The sequence below is a fragment of the Bacteroidia bacterium genome, from assembly GCA_041391665.1.
In the GTDB taxonomy this organism is placed as follows: Bacteria; Bacteroidota; Bacteroidia; order J057; family J057; genus JAGQVA01.
The window spans coordinates 1,527,482-1,544,576 of sequence record JAWKNO010000003.1; the positions used below are offsets into that span (position 1 = coordinate 1,527,482).

A 17,095-nucleotide genomic window follows, 5' to 3' on the forward strand; every position below is an offset into this window, starting at 1 on the left:
TTTTTTTTGCTCTCTTAGGGGAAAATTTCCGGCGGTTTTTGCCAGCAAAATGGTAGGGTCGATCTGTTTTTGCTTGGAAATCCTACGATTACTGCATAACTTATTAGTACTTTCTTCGCAACCTGCTCCATACCCTTCACCTGTTGATTGTGAAAAAGGCAAATACATTACTATTATCCACATTTTGCCTGCTCTTCTACTGCCAGGCCAATGCCCAGAATCGGTATCTGGATGAGGTTTTCACAGATGTGGTCAGACTGGACAGTATAATCTATGCGACCAATTTCTCAGTCTTCCCACCTGCCGGTCTCAAAGACCTGATTATGGATGTCTATTACCCAGCCAACGACAACGACACCAGCCGCGCACTCGTGTTGCTTGCCTGTACAGGCTACTTCCTTCCAAGGCCGATCAACGGTAGCCCTAATGGTACAATCAAAGACAGTGCAGTTGTGGAGATTGCCACCCGTCTTGCAAAAAGAGGATATGTAGTGGCATGTTTTTTCTACCGCCAGGGATATGAATTTGTCAACCCCAATCAGGAAGTCCAGAATGCAACTCTGCTTCAGGCTATTTACCGTGGAATACAGGATGCCCGCACCCTCGTGCGATTTTTCTGCAAAGATGTCGCTGAAAACGGAAATACCTATGGCATCAATCCCGATAAAATTACCATTGGCGGTCTGGGGACAGGTGGATTTATTTCTCTGGGAACTGCCTTTCTCGACAAATATGAAAAAATCAAATTGCCCATGTTTACTGACCTCAGCACCGGGGCACCCTATATTGATACTACCATTCATGGCAATGTCTGGGGAACGAACCAGACTCCCCAGAACATGCCCAATCATACAGGCTACGCTTCAGAAATCAGACTTGCATTTAACCTCGGCGGCGGGTTGGTGGATTCAAGCTGGATAGATTCTGGTGCGGTTCCGGTAGTTTGTTTCCAAACCCCTCAGGATCCTGTAATATCTTACAATAATCAGGGAATAATCTGGCCTTTCCCCCATCCTTCAATTATCCAATTTTTTTCCGGCAGCTATACCATCGCCCACCGGCAGAATCAATATGGCAACCATCAACTTTTCATCGATGCCGGTCTGACCGATCCCTTTACCCTGGCAGCTAATTCCCACAACTACGACTCTACTCTGGCTATGAACCTTGAAGGCCTTATGCCTTTTGACAGACCGTTTACCCCTGATACTTATGATTGCGGTTTTGGCGGCGTGCAGGTTCCCAAAGTACCTGAAGGCAGCCCATGGGATTGGTGGGATCAGGAAGCATTTATCGCTGACTGGGATGCTTTTACCGGTGGTAATCCCTACTCCGGTGCCGTTATGAACTGTAACGCCCGCGCCGGTAACCCTGACATGTCCGCTGCAAAAGGCCGTACCTACATTGACTCCGTGATGGGCTATCTCGCTCCCCGTATGGTCATTGCGATGAGCCTTTACACAACTTCTATTGAAAATGAACTGTTTGACCGCGCCCTAACAGTATTCCCTAACCCGGCTCAAAACCTGCTGACCATCCGCAACGAAAATGCTTCCAACCTGATCAGTGAAGTGAGATTGATGGATGTTTCCGGCAGAACCTTGCAGTACAATAGTGGTCTGCGTACCTCTGAAGTTACGATCTCACGTGGTAATATTCCTTCAGGTGTATATATCCTTCAGATTCGCGCAAACAAAGGAATGACCACCCGTAAGGTGATATTCGAATAAAAAACAACTTACATGAAAATAAAAAAACCGATCCTTTGGGTCGGTTTTTTTTTGGACCTTCCTCAAAATCTCCCATCTTTAAGGAACTAAAGAAGAAGGAATGAGCGATAAATTTGGCATATTTGGCCCCAGCAAACAAGAAATCTGGAAACAACTTGCACAGGAACTGGATGCAGATTTTGTGGCAGGAGGGTTTCGGCGAAAAGATAAGGTTGTAGCCTACCACCGCAACTGGGTGATCACACTTGACACGTATGTTGTCTCCAACGGTAAAACTTCTCAAACCTTAACCCGTATCCGCGCCCCTTATGTCAACCGGGATGATTTTCTGTTTACCATTTACCGGGAAAACTTCTTTACCAACATCGGCAAGTTTTTTGGACTAAAAGATGTCGTGGTAGGATATCCGGAATTTGACGATGCCTTTATCATCCAGGGAAATGACGAGCGCAAACTTAAGATGATGTTTTCAAACCCCAAAATTCGCGAACTGATCAGTTATCAGCCCGCGATTCATCTTCAACTTAAGGACGATGAGGGTTGGTTTCAGCCGAAATTCCCGGAAGGCATCAATGAGCTTTACTTTCAGGTTCACGGAGTGATCAAAGATATTGTCCGGCTGCACGATTTGTATGATTTATTTACAGAAGTGCTGGATCATCTTTGTGAGATCGGTACGGCCTACGAAGATGATCCAGCTACGATTTGATTATCAGAAGGAATAACCGGCTGCAAAAATCAGCTGAGATTTTCGGTCTGAGATTGCGTAGGTATTGCCCATAATGGTAACGTCGTCTCTGAACCTGCCCAGGTTAGGCTCATATTTGAGGTCAAGGACGATCTTTTTACCGAGGTCAATTCCCACGCCAGCCTGAAATCCTACCGTTGACTCACTGAATTTCCTTCCGTAATTGTCGATATTTGCCAGGTCTGACTTATTGCCCAGCTGAGTACGGAATACCGGACCACCCTGTGCACGCAGCGGGCCGAGTTTCAGTCCACCGATGACCGGGATTTCTACATTGTAATACCTTTCGGTACGCTCTGAAACATCGCCGGTCTGAGCATCAGTTACTTCATAGGTAGAGGCCGCCGTCGTGAAAAGCAACTCTGGCTGCACATACAGCCCAAGCAGTTGCACCCGGGCGAATACACCCATCTGGTACTCAGGGGTAGAGTTTTGAAGTGTGAGCTTCAACTGCTGTACGTCGTTGGCATCTTTGATGATCAGGTCATTGAGTTCTACTCCGGCAGAACTAATCCCTACCCGTGGCCCAAATTTCAGTTTTTGTGCTGAAGCAGATGGAGAAATCCCAAGTCCCAGGATAAAAAGCATCATCAGGGAAAGGGAGAGCTTTTTGATTGTTTGTTTAGCGATGAGGTTCATATGATTTACTATTTTGTCTGAACAGGTATGTCTATGAGAATTAGACGTATTAACAGACAAAAAAGTGCGGTCGGAGTTGCCTGATGTAAGGGAATTCAGGATAAACGTGTAATATAGATTAGCATGCGGGAAGAGGAAGGTGAAAATCAGTGAATCACCTCAAGGGTATCCCCCACGTTGACGGTGCCCCCTCCTTCATGAATCATTCCCATACCAAAAATCACCTTATCCCCCGTATTTCGGTAAATAGAGAGTGTGTGAAATGGCTCTTTTTCTTTTTCCCCGGTAGCCTGATTGACGTTGGTCATTACACACCGCCCACGTCGGGTCACAGGATAAAATATCACTTCCCCAATACGAATTTTTTTCCATTTGTCTTCTTCGTAGGGCTGCCCGCCGGTAAACACAAAGTTGGTGCGGAAGCGATCCATAGAGACCGGTTTTTCCATCAGGCTGTTGAGATTGTCGAGAGAAGCCTGGCCTGCCAGCAAAAATGGAAGTCCGTCAGAAAGGCTGTTGATTTCACCTGCGCGCTGATGTTTTTCCGCTACGGGGATTTTACTGGCATCGGGCATATATACCAGCCGGCAATCGATTTTGAGCACTTCGCTCAGCCATGCATCGGCATAGTGGCTGACAGCGAGCGTATTGCACTCATACTCCCAAACGGTGGCACGCACGACCTCACCCGCCTCCGGCAGCATACCGATCATCAGGGGTGGAATATCTCGGGTTTTGTGGCTGATAATCAATTGGTCACCCTGGATTTCCGGTTGCAAAAGCGCCATTTCCGGATACTTTCGCTGGGTGATGAAACGATTTTGTTTGTCCACCAGCATCCAGCGGCGGTCATATTGAGGCCCACGGTCAGTGATGTTCACCTTCTGAAGGGAAATTCCTCCAAGGGATTTGATTGGGTAAATAAAAATCTCCGATATTGTCATATGGTAAATTTGAAAGAAAAATCCGGATTATGAAAAATGAGCACGCAATTTCAACGGCACAGATGATCATTGAAGGATTCGATGGATATCTGAGGGAATTTAAAGAAATTACCAGCCGCGCCAAAATACGTTTTGAAAATAGAGACTGGCATGGCATTCAGGCAGACAGCCGCCGCCGGCTGAATCTCTATAAAAGGCAGGTTTCCCGCTACGCCCGGATTACGACTACTCATCTGGGAGAAAGTTTTTCTGATATCGATCTCTGGAAAGAAATCAAAAAAGAATATGCCCGGGTTTCCCTGAAAAAATTCGAATATGAAATTGCAGAGACTTTTTTCAATTCCGTTTGCCGCAAAGTACTCGGCGAAATCGGTGCCGATCTGGATATGATGTTTGTGGCTGACGAGCATACCAAAAGGGAGTATGCTTCGGAAGCGCCGATTTACCGTAGCTACCCCGGCAATCAAGATACTCATGAGGTGATCCGGCAATTGTTGCTCGATTGTCAGTTTAGCATTCCCTATGAAGACCTTGAACGGGATGTCGAGTATATTACTGCACAGATTGAAAATGATATTTTGAATCTGCATCAATCTGATGTTGAAACTCGCCTCGATGTCCTCAACTCGGTGTTTTATCGCAATAAAGGAGCCTATCTGGTCGGAAGAATATATTGCGCAGGAAAAGTATTTCCCTTCCTGGTCCCATTGCTGCATGGAGAGAATGGCATATTTGCAGATACGGTAATTACAGATCAGGATGATATGAGTATTGTGTTTAGTTTTACACGATCGTATTTCCTGGTAGAAGTCGAAATTCCCTCGGAGTTGGTGCACTTTATCAAAACCATCCTTCCGCTAAAACCTTACAGTGATCTCTACAATTCTATCGGCTTCAACAAACATGGGAAAACCGAGCTTTACCGGCATTTTTTGGTACACCTCGACAAATCTGAGGATAAATTTGTGGTTGCTCCGGGAATCAGGGGTATGGTAATGGCTGTATTTACGCTTCCCTCCTATCACATTGTATTTAAACTGATCAAAGACAAATTTGACCCGCCAAAGTCCATGAGCAAAGCGCAGGTGATGTCTAAATACAAACTGGTATCACTGCACGATCGGGTAGGGCGAATGGCCGATACACACGAATTTGAGCATTTTGTACTGCCCAAAAACCGATTTTCGGAAGAGTTGCTCGAAGAGCTGCTCAGGGTTGCCCCTTCTATTGTTCATGTGGAGGGCGATCAGGTGATCATTGACCATCTGTATACCGAGCGAAAAATGATCCCACTCAATATTTTTCTGGAAAATGCAGATGCCGGAGATATTGCCGCTGCCGTGGACGAATATGGCAACTGTATCAAACAACTCGCCGCCGCCAATATCTTTCCCGGCGACATGCTCCTCAAAAATTTTGGTGTTACCCGACACCGCCGGGTGGTGTTTTATGACTATGATGAAATTGGTTTCCTGACCGACTATACCTTTCGTCGGTTGCCCGAACCCAGCGATCTTGACGAAGTATATGCCTCCACGCCCTGGTTTGCCGTGGGTGCCAATGATGTCTTTCCCGAAGAATTTAAATATTTCCTTATTGGAAAAGAGGAGATTCGTTCGATATTTTTTGAACTGCACGATGACCTCTTTGACCCCCGTTTTTGGATCGATATGCAACAGAAGCAGATCAACGGAGAAATTGTGGATGTCTTTCCTTACCGCAGAAGAAAACGGTTTCTCAACACAAAATACTAAGCGGGTTGTTGGAAGTCAGATTGCGGTGCGCTTAATTTGCTCATATGGCAAATGAAGCTCCCCTTAAAATCCTCATGCTCTGCACCAAATTTCCCTATCCGCCCAAAGATGGCGGCACAATGGCTATGCATAGCATGATTCGTGGGTTTTCCAAAGCCGGGCATCAGGTTACGGTATTGACCATGAATACCAGCAAACATTACGTGTTGTTGCGTTCGCTGCCTGATGAGATTCTGCGAATGGCCAGTTTTTATGCGGTGGATGTAAATACAGATGTACAATTCCTGGATGCTCTTTCCAATCTGATCTTCAGCCGGGAATCGTATCATGTCATTCGGTTTACGTCCCAGGCATTTAAAGCCCAATTGGAACGATTGCTGGAAAAAAATGATTATGACGTGGTCCAGCTGGAGACACTGTACATGGCGCCTTATATTCCCGTCATTCGCGCCATGAAACCCAAGGCCCTTATTTCCCTCCGCACCCACAATATTGAGTATGAAATCTGGAGCCGAAGGGCCGATAATGAAAAAAACCCTATCAAAGAGTACTATTTTCGGGAAACATCTGCCCGGATAAAACGGTATGAAGAAGATACCTATGCCGCCAATCCTTTTGACGTCGTAATACCGATAACAGGAAAAGATGCGGGCATACTCAAAAATATGGGGGTAAAAACGCCTGTAATGGTTTCTCAGGCTGGTATTGAAGAAGAAGATCTCGATACCTCCCCGGTAAAAACAACGCCTCAATCTATTTTCTATATCGGCTCACTTGACTGGGGACCGAACCTGGAAGGCATAGAGTGGTTTCTGAAAAATGTATGGCCAAGGGTCACCAAAATGCATCCTAAAGTGAAGTTTCACCTTGCAGGGCGCAGTATGCCGGAAAAATACATCAAACTGGATGAGGAAAATATTGTCATCGCAGGCGAAGTGGAAAGCTCCGGCAAGTTTATCCGCTCCAAATCCATCATGGTAGTTCCTATCCTCTCAGGTAGTGGTATGCGGGTAAAAATTGCCGAAGGCCTGGCTTATGGAAAAGCAATTGTCGCTACAAGAATTGCCGCAGAGGGAATCAGCGTCAAACACGGATATGATATCCTGCTCGCAGACACGCCCGAAGAGTTTGCCAACTGCATCGCAGTACTGATTGAAAAAGAAAGTATGCTTACAACTATCGGACATCATGCCAAAGAGCTGTGGAAGCGGGAGTTGAAAAATGATAAAATCATCAGCACCCTGGTCGATTTTTACCGCAAGGAAGTAGCGAAAAAAGTAAAGTAAGCGGTGAATTCATTACCTTTGCACGGAAATCTTTCAGGAGAATGGAACCAACAATCACGCAGATCATAGAAGCGGTTATATTTGTCGCTGATCAGCCGGTTACACTGGACTTTATCCGTGATACTTTTCTGACCAAATCATCCGAGCACCAGGCAACGGGTGCCGGTAAGGAAGAGGACGCAGAGGATGAGCCCTGGGACGCCGGTGAATTTTCGCTTATGCAAGATCTGACAGAAGATCTTTGGGAAGAAATTGTCAAAACTTTACAGGAAAAATATGCCGGCGACAAATACCCTTTTGAAGTGCGAAAAGTCGGTGGCGGATGTCAGTTTTTTACCAAACCTGTTTTCCATCGTTATGTGCGGAAGGCTTCACTAAACAAAAATCAGAAAAGACTTTCCCGCGCCGCACTTGAAACGCTTTCCATCATCGCCTATCGCCAGCCTATATCCAAAGCGGAAATGGAGTTTATTCGCGGCGTAAACTGCGATTATGCTGTACAAAAACTACTGGACAAAAAACTTGTGCATATCACCGGAAGATCAGAAGGCCCGGGCCGTCCGCTGCTTTACAGTACCAGCCCCTTCTTTATGCAGTATTTTGGCCTTTCTGATATGGGAGACCTTCCCAAACTAAAAGAATTTGAAGAACTGGCAGAGGAGCATCAGGAATTGTTTCGCCAGCAAATGGACGATAAGATAGAAAACCCCAATGGCAAAGAAACCGGAGAGAAACCCGAAGAAAGAACCCTTCTGGAAGAACATGATGGAGGAGAAGAAGAAGGTGGTGAAGAAGCGTCTGGAAAAGACACCGCTGAAGAAACAACCTAGTGCACGGCCTCCCCGCGACAAGGATCCCAACGCTGCGAAAACCAATGCTGCTAAGGCGAATGTTAAGTCTGTAAAAGTCAATGAACCGATCAGACTCAACCGGTTTATTGCTCAGGCTGGTATCTGTTCCCGCAGGGAAGCAGACGATCTGATCGCCAAAGGCCACGTAAAAGTCAATGGTAAGATCGCAACAGAACTGGGGCTGAAGGTCGATCCGGCAAAAGATAAAATTGAGTATAAAGGGCAACTGCTGAAGGCGCAAAATTTTGTCTACATTCTGCTCAATAAACCGAAAAATATGATCACCACCACCAGTGACCCGCAGGGACGGAAAACGGTGATCGATGCGGTCGAAGGAGCTACCACTGAGCGTGTATTCCCTGTAGGAAGACTCGACCGTAATACTACCGGTCTGATCTTACTGACCAATGATGGAGACCTCGCAAAAAAACTGACACACCCCTCCCACAGGGTGCGAAAAATCTATTATGTAACACTCGACAAGCCGGTTTTGGAAGAAGATATGCAGCGACTTCTCGATGGAATCACCCTGGAAGATGGTGAGGCAAAAGTCGATAAAATCGACTACGCGATGGGACAGGAACGCAACGAAGTGGGCGTGGAAATCCACAGTGGGAAAAATCGCATCGTCAGGCGCATGTTTGAAGCAATGGGCTATAAAGTCGAAAAACTGGACCGCACCGCATTGGGGTCGCTGACTAAAAAAAATCTCCCTCGCGGAAACTGGCGTATTCTCTCGGAGAGTGAAGTTGCTTATCTGCGAATGATGTAAAAGCCATTTACCCGAAAAACCGGCAGCTTTTTGGGCTTGCCGGTTAATGGTGCATGTTAAGGATGTAGAAAAAGAACGAAAACTATCGTTTCAGCAACCGGGTGGTGTACTTTTGCTTCGGCGTGACAGCCGAAACAAAATAATATCCCGATGGCAGCTGTAATTCTACCGGGAAGGACATATTGCCCGCCGTATCTGTTTCTTTTATCTCTGAAAGGATTAATCTTCCCTGACAGTCTCTGATTTCAATTCTTACCGGTAAGGCCCCGGTTTCATTTAACTGGATGATCAATGGGCCTGAAAGAGCCGGATTTGGGAAAATGCTGAGCCCGCTCACATATTTTTTTACAACAATCTCTACGGTAGTCGAATACGTACTTTTTCCGTCAAAATCAGTCTGCCGCAACCGGTAACTCACGACGCCTGATATTTCCTTCCGGTCTGAATATTCATAAGCCATCACCTCCTCGCTGTTTCCCGCCCCATTTATCGTAGCGATTTCTTCAAATAGTGATTCTCCTATGGCTCGTTCTACGGTAAAAAAATCATTGTTTAGCTCGGAAGCGGTTTCCCATTTGATCTGGATGTGATCGGATATCTGTTCTGCCTGAAAAGAAATCAGTTCTACGGGAAAATTGTTGTTTGTGCCGGTAAGAATCGGCAACTGGATGCTGCAATTAGCTTTGCTGCCATAGAATGGGAAGTTTTGGCATACAAGGTTTGCTGCCGCCGCAAGCGCTGCGGGGTATGGCGTAATCTCGTTTCCACTGTTGTCGTATACGTGCACCAGGCCGGGTACCAGCAATGCACCTTCGCCGCAGACACCGCTGCCATCTCCGTTGAAGATAATGCCATCGCAAGTCTGCGCAGCCCCGCAATTGGGATTATCTATGATCAGGCTGCCATATGCATTAAGTATCATATCATGACCTGCATGAAGTTTTGCCCATGGGTTGACGACAATCAGCCCGCTGCCTGCCGATCCCGGAACCTGATTGGCAAGGTCTCCTGTTGAGACAACCCATCCGAAAATATCCAGCAATGCACCGCCAAAAATGTAGACAGAACCCGGACTGTTATTGATCTGATACCAGGCGTATTTTGCGACTGTAATATTGCCGGTATGAATATATCCCGCCGCTGGAAAATGCCAGACCGAATCTCTGATAATCACGTGGTCACTACTGGTCGGCGGACCAGCAGGGCCATTGCCAATTGCGGAAGTTGCCCAGACATTTGGATCGGCCCAGTTTCCGTCTTTTAGCGAGTAGTACGTGTTTTGAGAAAAAATTGAAGCAGAAAACAGATAGAAGCAGAGGAAAAATAACAGACTTTTCATCGGGTTAATTTTGGGTAAACAGTACCGGTTCTGTCCTGCACAAAGGACAAAAAAGGCATTGGATGGTCAGATACGAGAAAAATCCAGGGAGAATGATGGCTGCTTATCAGTATGCGGAATCCGAATCTTAGAGTACCCGGAGTTGTTTGGCTACGCTTTTGCCATTGGTTGTGATGACCATGACATAAGTGCCTGGCTGAAGATTGTGGGTCAGTGTCTGGGAGATATTGCCTTCGGCGTCTGTGCGCAGCGTAGAAGTGCTGATTGGCTGGCCGAGCAGGTTACGGATGATCAGGCTGGCATTTTCGTCAGCTTCGAAACCATCTGCTTTGATTGAGACATTGCTGCCGGAGATTGGATTGGGGAAAAGCGCCAGCTCGGGCGTTGCAACCACTCCGGGAGTTTTGAAAAGACCATTTCCTGTGAATGCGGGAAGCTGATTTTCGCAATCTTCGGCAGATGCATAGATAGAAAATCCTTTACAGATCAGCGATTGGATATAGTTGATACCTGCGGGTGTTGGCTCTACTTCCATTCCTTCTGCATCCCATGCACGTACGCGCTTGTTTACGATAATAGAACCATCACCGCAAACGCTTACATCAGTGCTTTTCAGCCAGAGGTCGCCAGATATTTCAGTCGAACCACAGGTTTTATTGTCAGACAGGATTTCTGCATTGCCGTACAGACCCAGGTTTCCGTTGATATAGATCAAAGATCCATTGATAAAATGTACGGAAGAGTTTTTATCGGCATTATTATTGGACTGGTAGAAATCGCTGATCGTAATCAGGGTTCCTTCTACTTCAAATGATTCACCGGAGAATACATAGGGGCCGGGATTTTCGATTCCGGTGATGATTTCATAGGTTCCGGAAGGGCGCACCGTAACGTTGCCTGTATGTGTATAGCCGGCTTCTGTCAGGTGTGTAAGGTAATGGCTGATGACCACGTGATCGGAAGCGGTGGGGGGACCGGCAGGCTCTGTGCCATTTTCTTCGGTTGACCATGATTGAGGATCAGACCATTCGCCCTCACCAAGACCTGTGGTGTAATAAGTATTTTGGGAAATAACAGAAAGAGAAAAAGTAAATAGCAGGGTGATCAGTAATAGATTTTTCATGTGTCTTTGTTCTGTCTGGTATTCGGGTGTAGGTAGTGTGGGTTATTAAATACAATACTAATATGACGCATGAAATTGGAAATAGATCACCCTTTCCAGCGAATGGGGAAGAAATGGCTTTCACTTGTGGAATTGTAAGTCTGAACGGGAGGTATAAAAAAAGCGGTAGCACACTTACCGGGCACTACCGCTACACAGAACATTGACTCGTTGTTCTGATTTGAAGGACGCTAAATTATTCAAAGCCAGAGGCCTTTTTTAGAAAATCAGTTTTTGTACCAGGGATCTTCCTGCCTGTTTTACCTGAATAAAATAGGCACCTGAACTCAGGGCTGGTGAGATATCGGAAGTAAATGAACCATTGCGACCGGCTCTTTCTTTGGAGAAATAAACCTCTTTACCGGCAATGTCCAGTATCCGGATTTCCATATCTGTATCGGCGCGTAAACCATGTAGTTCGATAAAGAACGGACCACCGTTGGCCGGATTCGGATATACAAACATCTGTGGGCCATCCTGATCGATCGTAACAGACACAATGGATGCGTAGCTGTGTTGCCCGTCAAAATCTGTTTGTTTCAATCTATACCAGATGGTTCCTCTTCCTGGTCTGCGGTCTGTAGTATTATACGTCAGAACACGGTCGCTATTGCCTGCGCCGGGAATATTTTCGAGCAGAGAGAATTCATTTCCATCATAGGACCGCTCGACAGTGAAAAAATGGTTATTGCTTTCAGAAGCAGTCGTCCATTCAAGCGCTACCGCATCATTCAGATAATTGGCGGTGAAGGACAATAGTTCGACAGGAAAAGTACCTCCGCCTGTGAATTTCGGATTGGTTTCTGTCAGACAATCACCCACTGTACCATAAAAGTTGAAGCCAAGGCAGATCTGGTTCAGCAACTGGTTGGTAGGAGGGATTTGTTCAACATTGTTGTCATTCCAGGCCCTCAGGGCATCCGGTATCACAAACTTACCATTGCCACAGATTTTCGCCTGGGTACCTTTGAAATACATATCGTCAAAAGAACCGCCATCACCGCAAAGCGCATTGTTCATGACCGTAAAACTCTTCGAGTTGACAATCAGGTCATCGCCAATGTTTATAATGGCTAAGATACCAAAAACCATTACACCTTCCCCATCACTCCCTGTGGTAAACTCTTTTTGGTTATGGAGGTCGCTGCTGGTGTGAAGTATACCTTCTACGACAAAAGAATCTCCCGCAAAAATAAAGGGATCACTGACCCCTGCGCCGGAAAAAATGTCAAATATACCATCAACGGAAACATATATATTTCCCCTGTAAATATAGTTTTTAGCTACCGTCAGATGGACTGAGTCGCGAATATAAACGGTATCATTGGAGGTTGGCGTACTGCTTGCCGGAATGGTGCCTGCTGCATTCATCGCCCAGGTTGTTGTAAGGTTCCAGTTTCCGTCGTTGACACTGTAAAAAGTGTCCTGGCCGAGGGAAATGGATACCGTTAACATAAAAAGTGCTGATAGTAAAGCCTGCTTCATAATACTAGGGGTTATTTCTGTCTCAACTTAAATTTCGTCTTATAGTAATTTTTCCCTCACGATAAATAACGTAATTCCATTGCCTTTCGTATTTTCTCAAAAAAACTCCGGGGATATATACCTTCCTGAAATGGATGATTTCCCTGATATTTATATCTGTGAAATCTATTCTTTAAATATAATCATTTTTTTGTTATGATTTTTGGGTAACGGCTGTTGTTATCAGTGAAAGACTTTCAATATAGCTCTATAGGCTTTGAGGGAGCGTAAAGAATGCCTGCTTCTATCAAAATTCAGGGGTGACCTGTCAAAATTGTATGTTTTATGGAATATATGATGAGAGGAGTCTCGTAATTTTTTGGGGGTCAAATTTGTTCAAAATTCTCTCTGCTACCTGCTTTTTTTGGGGAAAACAGATGTTTTTTTGTTCTCCTGAATTTTTCAGAAGCTGGCAATAAGTTGTAGTTTAGTATTCTAAACCAATTATTTCCCTTATGAAGAAACTGCTGATTTTTCCCTTGCTACTTTTGGCGCTTACTGGCTTTGCAAATGTCGCACAACCGGGATTCTGGAATGCGGGAGGGACCGGAACATTCTCTCTGTTGTTTCCGGAAGATAGTGCTGCATACAAAAAAATACAGATGGTTAAGGAGCAGGTTTCTATTCAACTTTATCGCGGATATGCCGTCATAAAGGGGTCTTATTTTATGTTTAATGATACGGAGGAACCTGTAAGCCTCCGGGTGGGATATCCGCTGAATGCCTCATTTGACGGAAATACCAGCAATCGGGAAGAAGTGCGGTTTGATTCTTTGTATGCCCTTAAGGCTTATATAAATGGCCAGCCTGCTCCTATCATTGCACAGCCACTCAATGGTACAGACGATTCCGGATACAATGACAACTGGTATATCTGGAATACGTTGTTTCCTCCCGGCGATACCACGCTTGTTGAAGTGTATTTCATCGTAAATACCAATGAGACCTCCATTTCCAAAGGATACGACCGGGACCATAATAATGGATTTATCTATCTGCTTGAGACCGGAGCTACCTGGAAGCAGCCTATTGTGCAGGGCGAAATACGCCTCCGGCTGATGGATAATCTCACCGCCGGCGACTTAAAAGGTGTCTCTCCGGACTCTGCGGTGATGCTTCACTCCGATGCCAGGACCATGTTGTTACATTTTCAAAACCTGTCTCCAACCGGTGATGACAACCTGGTGATTGCTTACACACCCAACATCCAGGATTTTGACTTCGCCAGTGTAGTGACTCAGGAGACCGCACTTTTCCGGGCTATTGATCAGTTTGCCACCGAAAACCTGCAACCGGGCGACTTTCTTCCAAATTCATTTGGCAGCCCCTTTGATGTCAGCGGCAATTCGGGTAGGTGGATCGGCGTGCTGTTTTTTGTGATGATTTATGGAATCCCCTTCCTTGCAATATTTGTGGTGATTGTACTGGGTTACCAGATTTTTCGTTTGGTGAGGAACCGGAAAAAACCTGTGCAGTAAGTCAGAAGGTTTTGGTGGGGTTTACGAGGAGAATCTGCATTAATTGCTTGTAGCCCATAGGTAATACTTTACTTTTTATCACCTAAATCTTTTGTCTGAAATTTGGGGGAAACTACAGTATAGTAGAGAAAAACAAGCACTTAGCCAACATTTTCGCTTATTTTGCTCAGTACGTGACAAAATTGGGAAAATGGCCCATAAACCTAATTTGAAATCCGGGCTGATGCTTTTGTCATGTGCTTAGTTAGAGAATATTATTTTAGGAAAACACATGCCTAAAAAATTACTCATATTCGATTTTGATGGGACTATTGCTGACACACTGGTGATTGCAGAGCAGATTATGCACGAACTGGCACCAGAATTTAACCTTCCAAAGGTGAGCAGGGAGGAGTTTATCCACCTGAAACACAAAAGTATTCCCGAACTACTCAAAATCTCAGGGCTTTCCTGGACACAGGTACCATTGTTTATCCACAAAGCCCGGCTGGGCTTCAAAAAGTATATTCATCAGGTACAACCCATTGCCGGAATGCCGAAAATCCTCCGCAGTCTGAAAAATCGCGGCTACCGCCTGGGCATCCTCACATCCAACTCCCCTGAAAGTGTGAGTACATTTCTTTCCCACCATGAGTTACAGCTATTCGAGTTTGTCTATTCTCCGGCCTCTCTTTTTGGAAAAGCGCGGGTCATACGCCGGGTGATAAAAAAAACTCAGCTGGAAGCAAAAGAAGTTGTGATGATCGGCGATGAGGTCAGGGATGTGGATGCAGCCCATAAAGCCGGGGTTGATGCGATTGCAGTGACATGGGGGTTCAATTCTGCCGAACTACTGCAATCTCATAGCCCGGGATATATTCTCGAAGAGCCGGAGGCATTCCTGCAATTGTTTCCCTAAATAAAAACCATTTTTCTACGTACATTTGCCCTTACCCTATACTCCTAGCTTCTGTATATGTCTATTCTTTCTCCTATCACCCGATCGCTGGGTACGATTACAGACAGAATTATCTGTATTGTGTTTGCTATTGTCTTTGCGCAGGCACCTGTATATATGGCCCAGTATATTGATGTGCTGTCTGGCGCTCAAATGGAGTCGCAGAAATTGTACGAAGATCTGGTCGAGCGGGCTTCCAAATACGAGCTTACCATCGACGAATTTCTTGAACGCCTGAAAGCCAACCCCGATGTACTTGTAAAGGAAAATGCCGAAGCTTCGGAAAGTGCGGTCAACCGGTACAGAAACTATACGGAGGCATTAAATGCGCTGCTTGAGAGTTCGGTGTGGAATAAACCTTTCCGCCTGATCAAATACTACGATCCATCAGTAAACGCCGCCATTCAATTTGAACCGAACGTACCGCTGACCTGGGAGGGCATTATCTACGCCTTCATCGGCCTGGTACTGGCGCTTGTCATCATCGGGCTTTTTTCAAGCCTGTGGAATGCCCTGTTTAAGAAAAAAAAGGACATCACTGAGAATGTCCATTCATAGTTTTTTACAGAAATCAGTTTCCCACATAAACCGTTTTTCGGTTTACAAACTCCATCATTCCGTCTTTGGCGAGTTCCCTCCCATATCCGGAGCGTTTGCTTCCACCAAACGGCAAGCGCGGATCAGATTTCACCAACTCGTTGATAAAATAAGCGCCGTCGCTTACCTGACCGGCGTAAGATAATGCGCGTTCAATGTCAGTCGTACAGAGGGTTACGCCGAGGCCAAATTTGGAATTTTCTGAGAGGGCAAATGCCTCCACTTCGTCTTTAGCCCTGATCATTGCAGCCAGCGGACCAAATGTTTCTTCATCAAAAGCAGGCATTCCGGGGCGTACATTTCCCAGAATGGTGGGAGAATGGAAACAGCCCGATTTTTCACCGCCAAGTATTAGTTCTGCCCCCTGATCAACAGATTTTTTTACCTGCAGATACAAATTGTCTGCAAGGTCTTTGCGGGCGAGGGGCCCAACCTGCGTTGTCTCATCCATGGGGTCGCCAGACTTTAGCTGGCTGACTGCTTTGGTAAACTCAGACACAAACTCGTCATAGATTTCTTCTACCAGGATAAACCTTTTGGCTGCAATACAGCTTTGTCCGCAATTGAGCATGCGGGCGGTAATGGCAGTTTTTACAGCTTTCTCTATATCGGCATCCTTCCAGACGATAAACGCATTATTTCCACCGAGTTCGAGCAGTGATTTTTTCAGATTTCGGCCCGCTATTTCTGCTACTGCGGCTCCGGCCCGTTCGCTGCCGGTAAGAGTCACTGCTTTCACAGCCTCGTGCGCGATCACCCACTCAGTCTGGTCGTGGTGAATGAATAGATTCTGAAAAACTCCTGCCGGAAATCCGGCTTTCTCAAAAACTTCGCCGATCAGGGTAGCGCAGCCAAAGACATTGGGGGCGTGTTTTAATACACCGGTATTGCCTGCGGTCAGCGTTGGTGCAGCAAACCGGAACACCTGCCAAAAGGGAAAATTCCAGGGCATGATGGCAAGCACAGTTCCGATAGGGTCATGCCGGACGAAACTTTTCTGACTGTCGGTCTGAATGATTTCATTGGCAAGAAAGCTGGCGGCATTTTCTGCATAATATTCACAGACCCAGGCACATTTATTGATTTCAGCGCGGGATTCGGAGACAGGTTTTCCCATTTCCAGCGTGATCATCTGCGCGTATCGCTCAACATTTTCCTTCAACACCTGCGCGGCTTTCATCATCAGCCCTGCCCTTTGATCAAGGGGAACCCGGGACCAGGATTTTGCAGCAGCACCCGAAGTATTGAGGATATTCAGGACTTCCGGCTGTGTATGTGCCTGGTAAGTACCGACAATCTTACCATCAAAAGGATTGATACTGTGAAACTCCATT

Annotated in this window: 15 protein-coding genes; 9 read left to right on the plus strand and 6 right to left on the minus strand. The window is 45.9% G+C overall.

The annotated features are described in order from the left end of the window. The first annotated feature begins 149 nt into the window (after positions 1 to 149). On the plus strand, positions 150 to 1,730 hold the full coding sequence (locus R3D00_28940) for a T9SS type A sorting domain-containing protein (protein ID MEZ4777238.1): 1,581 nt from the start codon (positions 150 to 152) through the stop codon (positions 1,728 to 1,730). Positions 1,731 to 1,830: 100 nt separating this feature from the next. Continuing rightward, the gene (locus tag R3D00_28945) at positions 1,831 to 2,439 is read left to right on the plus strand and encodes a DUF3137 domain-containing protein (protein ID MEZ4777239.1); all 609 of its coding nucleotides are present in this window, start codon (positions 1,831 to 1,833) and stop codon (positions 2,437 to 2,439) included. A 3-nt stretch (positions 2,440 to 2,442) separates the two neighbouring features. Here the strand turns inward: R3D00_28945 and R3D00_28950 are convergent, their stop codons facing one another. Then, entirely contained in the window at positions 2,443 to 3,117 is a 675-nt protein-coding gene (locus R3D00_28950; protein MEZ4777240.1) for an outer membrane beta-barrel protein, read from the minus strand. Positions 3,118 to 3,263: 146 nt separating this feature from the next. After that, entirely contained in the window at positions 3,264 to 4,061 is a 798-nt protein-coding gene (locus R3D00_28955) for an MOSC domain-containing protein (protein MEZ4777241.1), read from the minus strand. Positions 4,062 to 4,090: 29 nt separating this feature from the next. Here R3D00_28955 and aceK point away from each other — a divergent pair, with 29 nt between their 5' ends. The 4 genes from aceK to R3D00_28975 are packed head-to-tail and all read left to right on the plus strand — an operon-like array spanning position 4,091 to position 8,724. After that, positions 4,091 to 5,815, plus strand: coding sequence for a bifunctional isocitrate dehydrogenase kinase/phosphatase (gene aceK, locus R3D00_28960; GenBank protein ID MEZ4777242.1), 1,725 nt, complete (start codon positions 4,091 to 4,093; stop codon positions 5,813 to 5,815). 44 nt (positions 5,816 to 5,859) lie between these two features. Beyond that, positions 5,860 to 7,101, plus strand: a complete 1,242-nt coding sequence (locus tag R3D00_28965; protein ID MEZ4777243.1) for a glycosyltransferase family 4 protein — start codon at positions 5,860 to 5,862, stop codon at positions 7,099 to 7,101. Between the two features lie 41 nt (positions 7,102 to 7,142). Next, the gene (gene scpB / locus R3D00_28970; GenBank protein ID MEZ4777244.1) at positions 7,143 to 7,931 is read left to right on the plus strand and encodes an SMC-Scp complex subunit ScpB; all 789 of its coding nucleotides are present in this window, start codon (positions 7,143 to 7,145) and stop codon (positions 7,929 to 7,931) included. Beyond that, positions 7,813 to 8,724 (plus strand): pseudouridine synthase, encoded by a 912-nt coding sequence (locus R3D00_28975; protein MEZ4777245.1) that lies wholly within the window; start codon positions 7,813 to 7,815, stop codon positions 8,722 to 8,724. Before scpB ends, R3D00_28975 begins: the two co-directional genes overlap by 119 nt. 82 nt (positions 8,725 to 8,806) lie before the next feature. Here the strand turns inward: R3D00_28975 and R3D00_28980 are convergent, their stop codons facing one another. From R3D00_28980 to R3D00_28990, 3 genes are all read right to left on the minus strand, one after another. Next, the gene (locus R3D00_28980) at positions 8,807 to 10,063 is read right to left on the minus strand and encodes a T9SS type A sorting domain-containing protein (GenBank protein ID MEZ4777246.1); all 1,257 of its coding nucleotides are present in this window, start codon (positions 10,061 to 10,063) and stop codon (positions 8,807 to 8,809) included. A gap of 127 nt (positions 10,064 to 10,190) precedes the next feature. Continuing rightward, entirely contained in the window at positions 10,191 to 11,186 is a 996-nt protein-coding gene (locus R3D00_28985; protein ID MEZ4777247.1) for a T9SS type A sorting domain-containing protein, read from the minus strand. 258 nt (positions 11,187 to 11,444) lie between these two features. Beyond that, positions 11,445 to 12,710 carry a T9SS type A sorting domain-containing protein gene (locus R3D00_28990; protein MEZ4777248.1) on the minus strand — a complete coding sequence of 422 codons (1,266 nt, stop codon included), beginning with the start codon at positions 12,708 to 12,710 and terminating at the stop codon, positions 11,445 to 11,447. 494 nt (positions 12,711 to 13,204) lie between these two features. Between R3D00_28990 and R3D00_28995 the strand changes: the two genes are divergently transcribed. The 3 genes from R3D00_28995 (at position 13,205) to R3D00_29005 (ending at position 15,722) form a co-directional block, all read left to right on the plus strand. Next, the gene (locus tag R3D00_28995) at positions 13,205 to 14,227 is read left to right on the plus strand and encodes a hypothetical protein (protein MEZ4777249.1); all 1,023 of its coding nucleotides are present in this window, start codon (positions 13,205 to 13,207) and stop codon (positions 14,225 to 14,227) included. 271 nt (positions 14,228 to 14,498) lie between these two features. Further along, positions 14,499 to 15,125 carry an HAD-IA family hydrolase gene (locus R3D00_29000; GenBank protein MEZ4777250.1) on the plus strand — a complete coding sequence of 209 codons (627 nt, stop codon included), beginning with the start codon at positions 14,499 to 14,501 and terminating at the stop codon, positions 15,123 to 15,125. Between the two features lie 57 nt (positions 15,126 to 15,182). Then, entirely contained in the window at positions 15,183 to 15,722 is a 540-nt protein-coding gene (locus tag R3D00_29005) for a DUF2937 family protein (GenBank protein ID MEZ4777251.1), read from the plus strand. A gap of 13 nt (positions 15,723 to 15,735) precedes the next feature. Here R3D00_29005 and R3D00_29010 read toward each other — a convergent pair whose 3' ends face one another. Beyond that, positions 15,736 to 17,094 carry an NAD-dependent succinate-semialdehyde dehydrogenase gene (locus tag R3D00_29010; protein MEZ4777252.1) on the minus strand — a complete coding sequence of 453 codons (1,359 nt, stop codon included), beginning with the start codon at positions 17,092 to 17,094 and terminating at the stop codon, positions 15,736 to 15,738. Position 17,095: the final 1 nt, after the last annotated feature.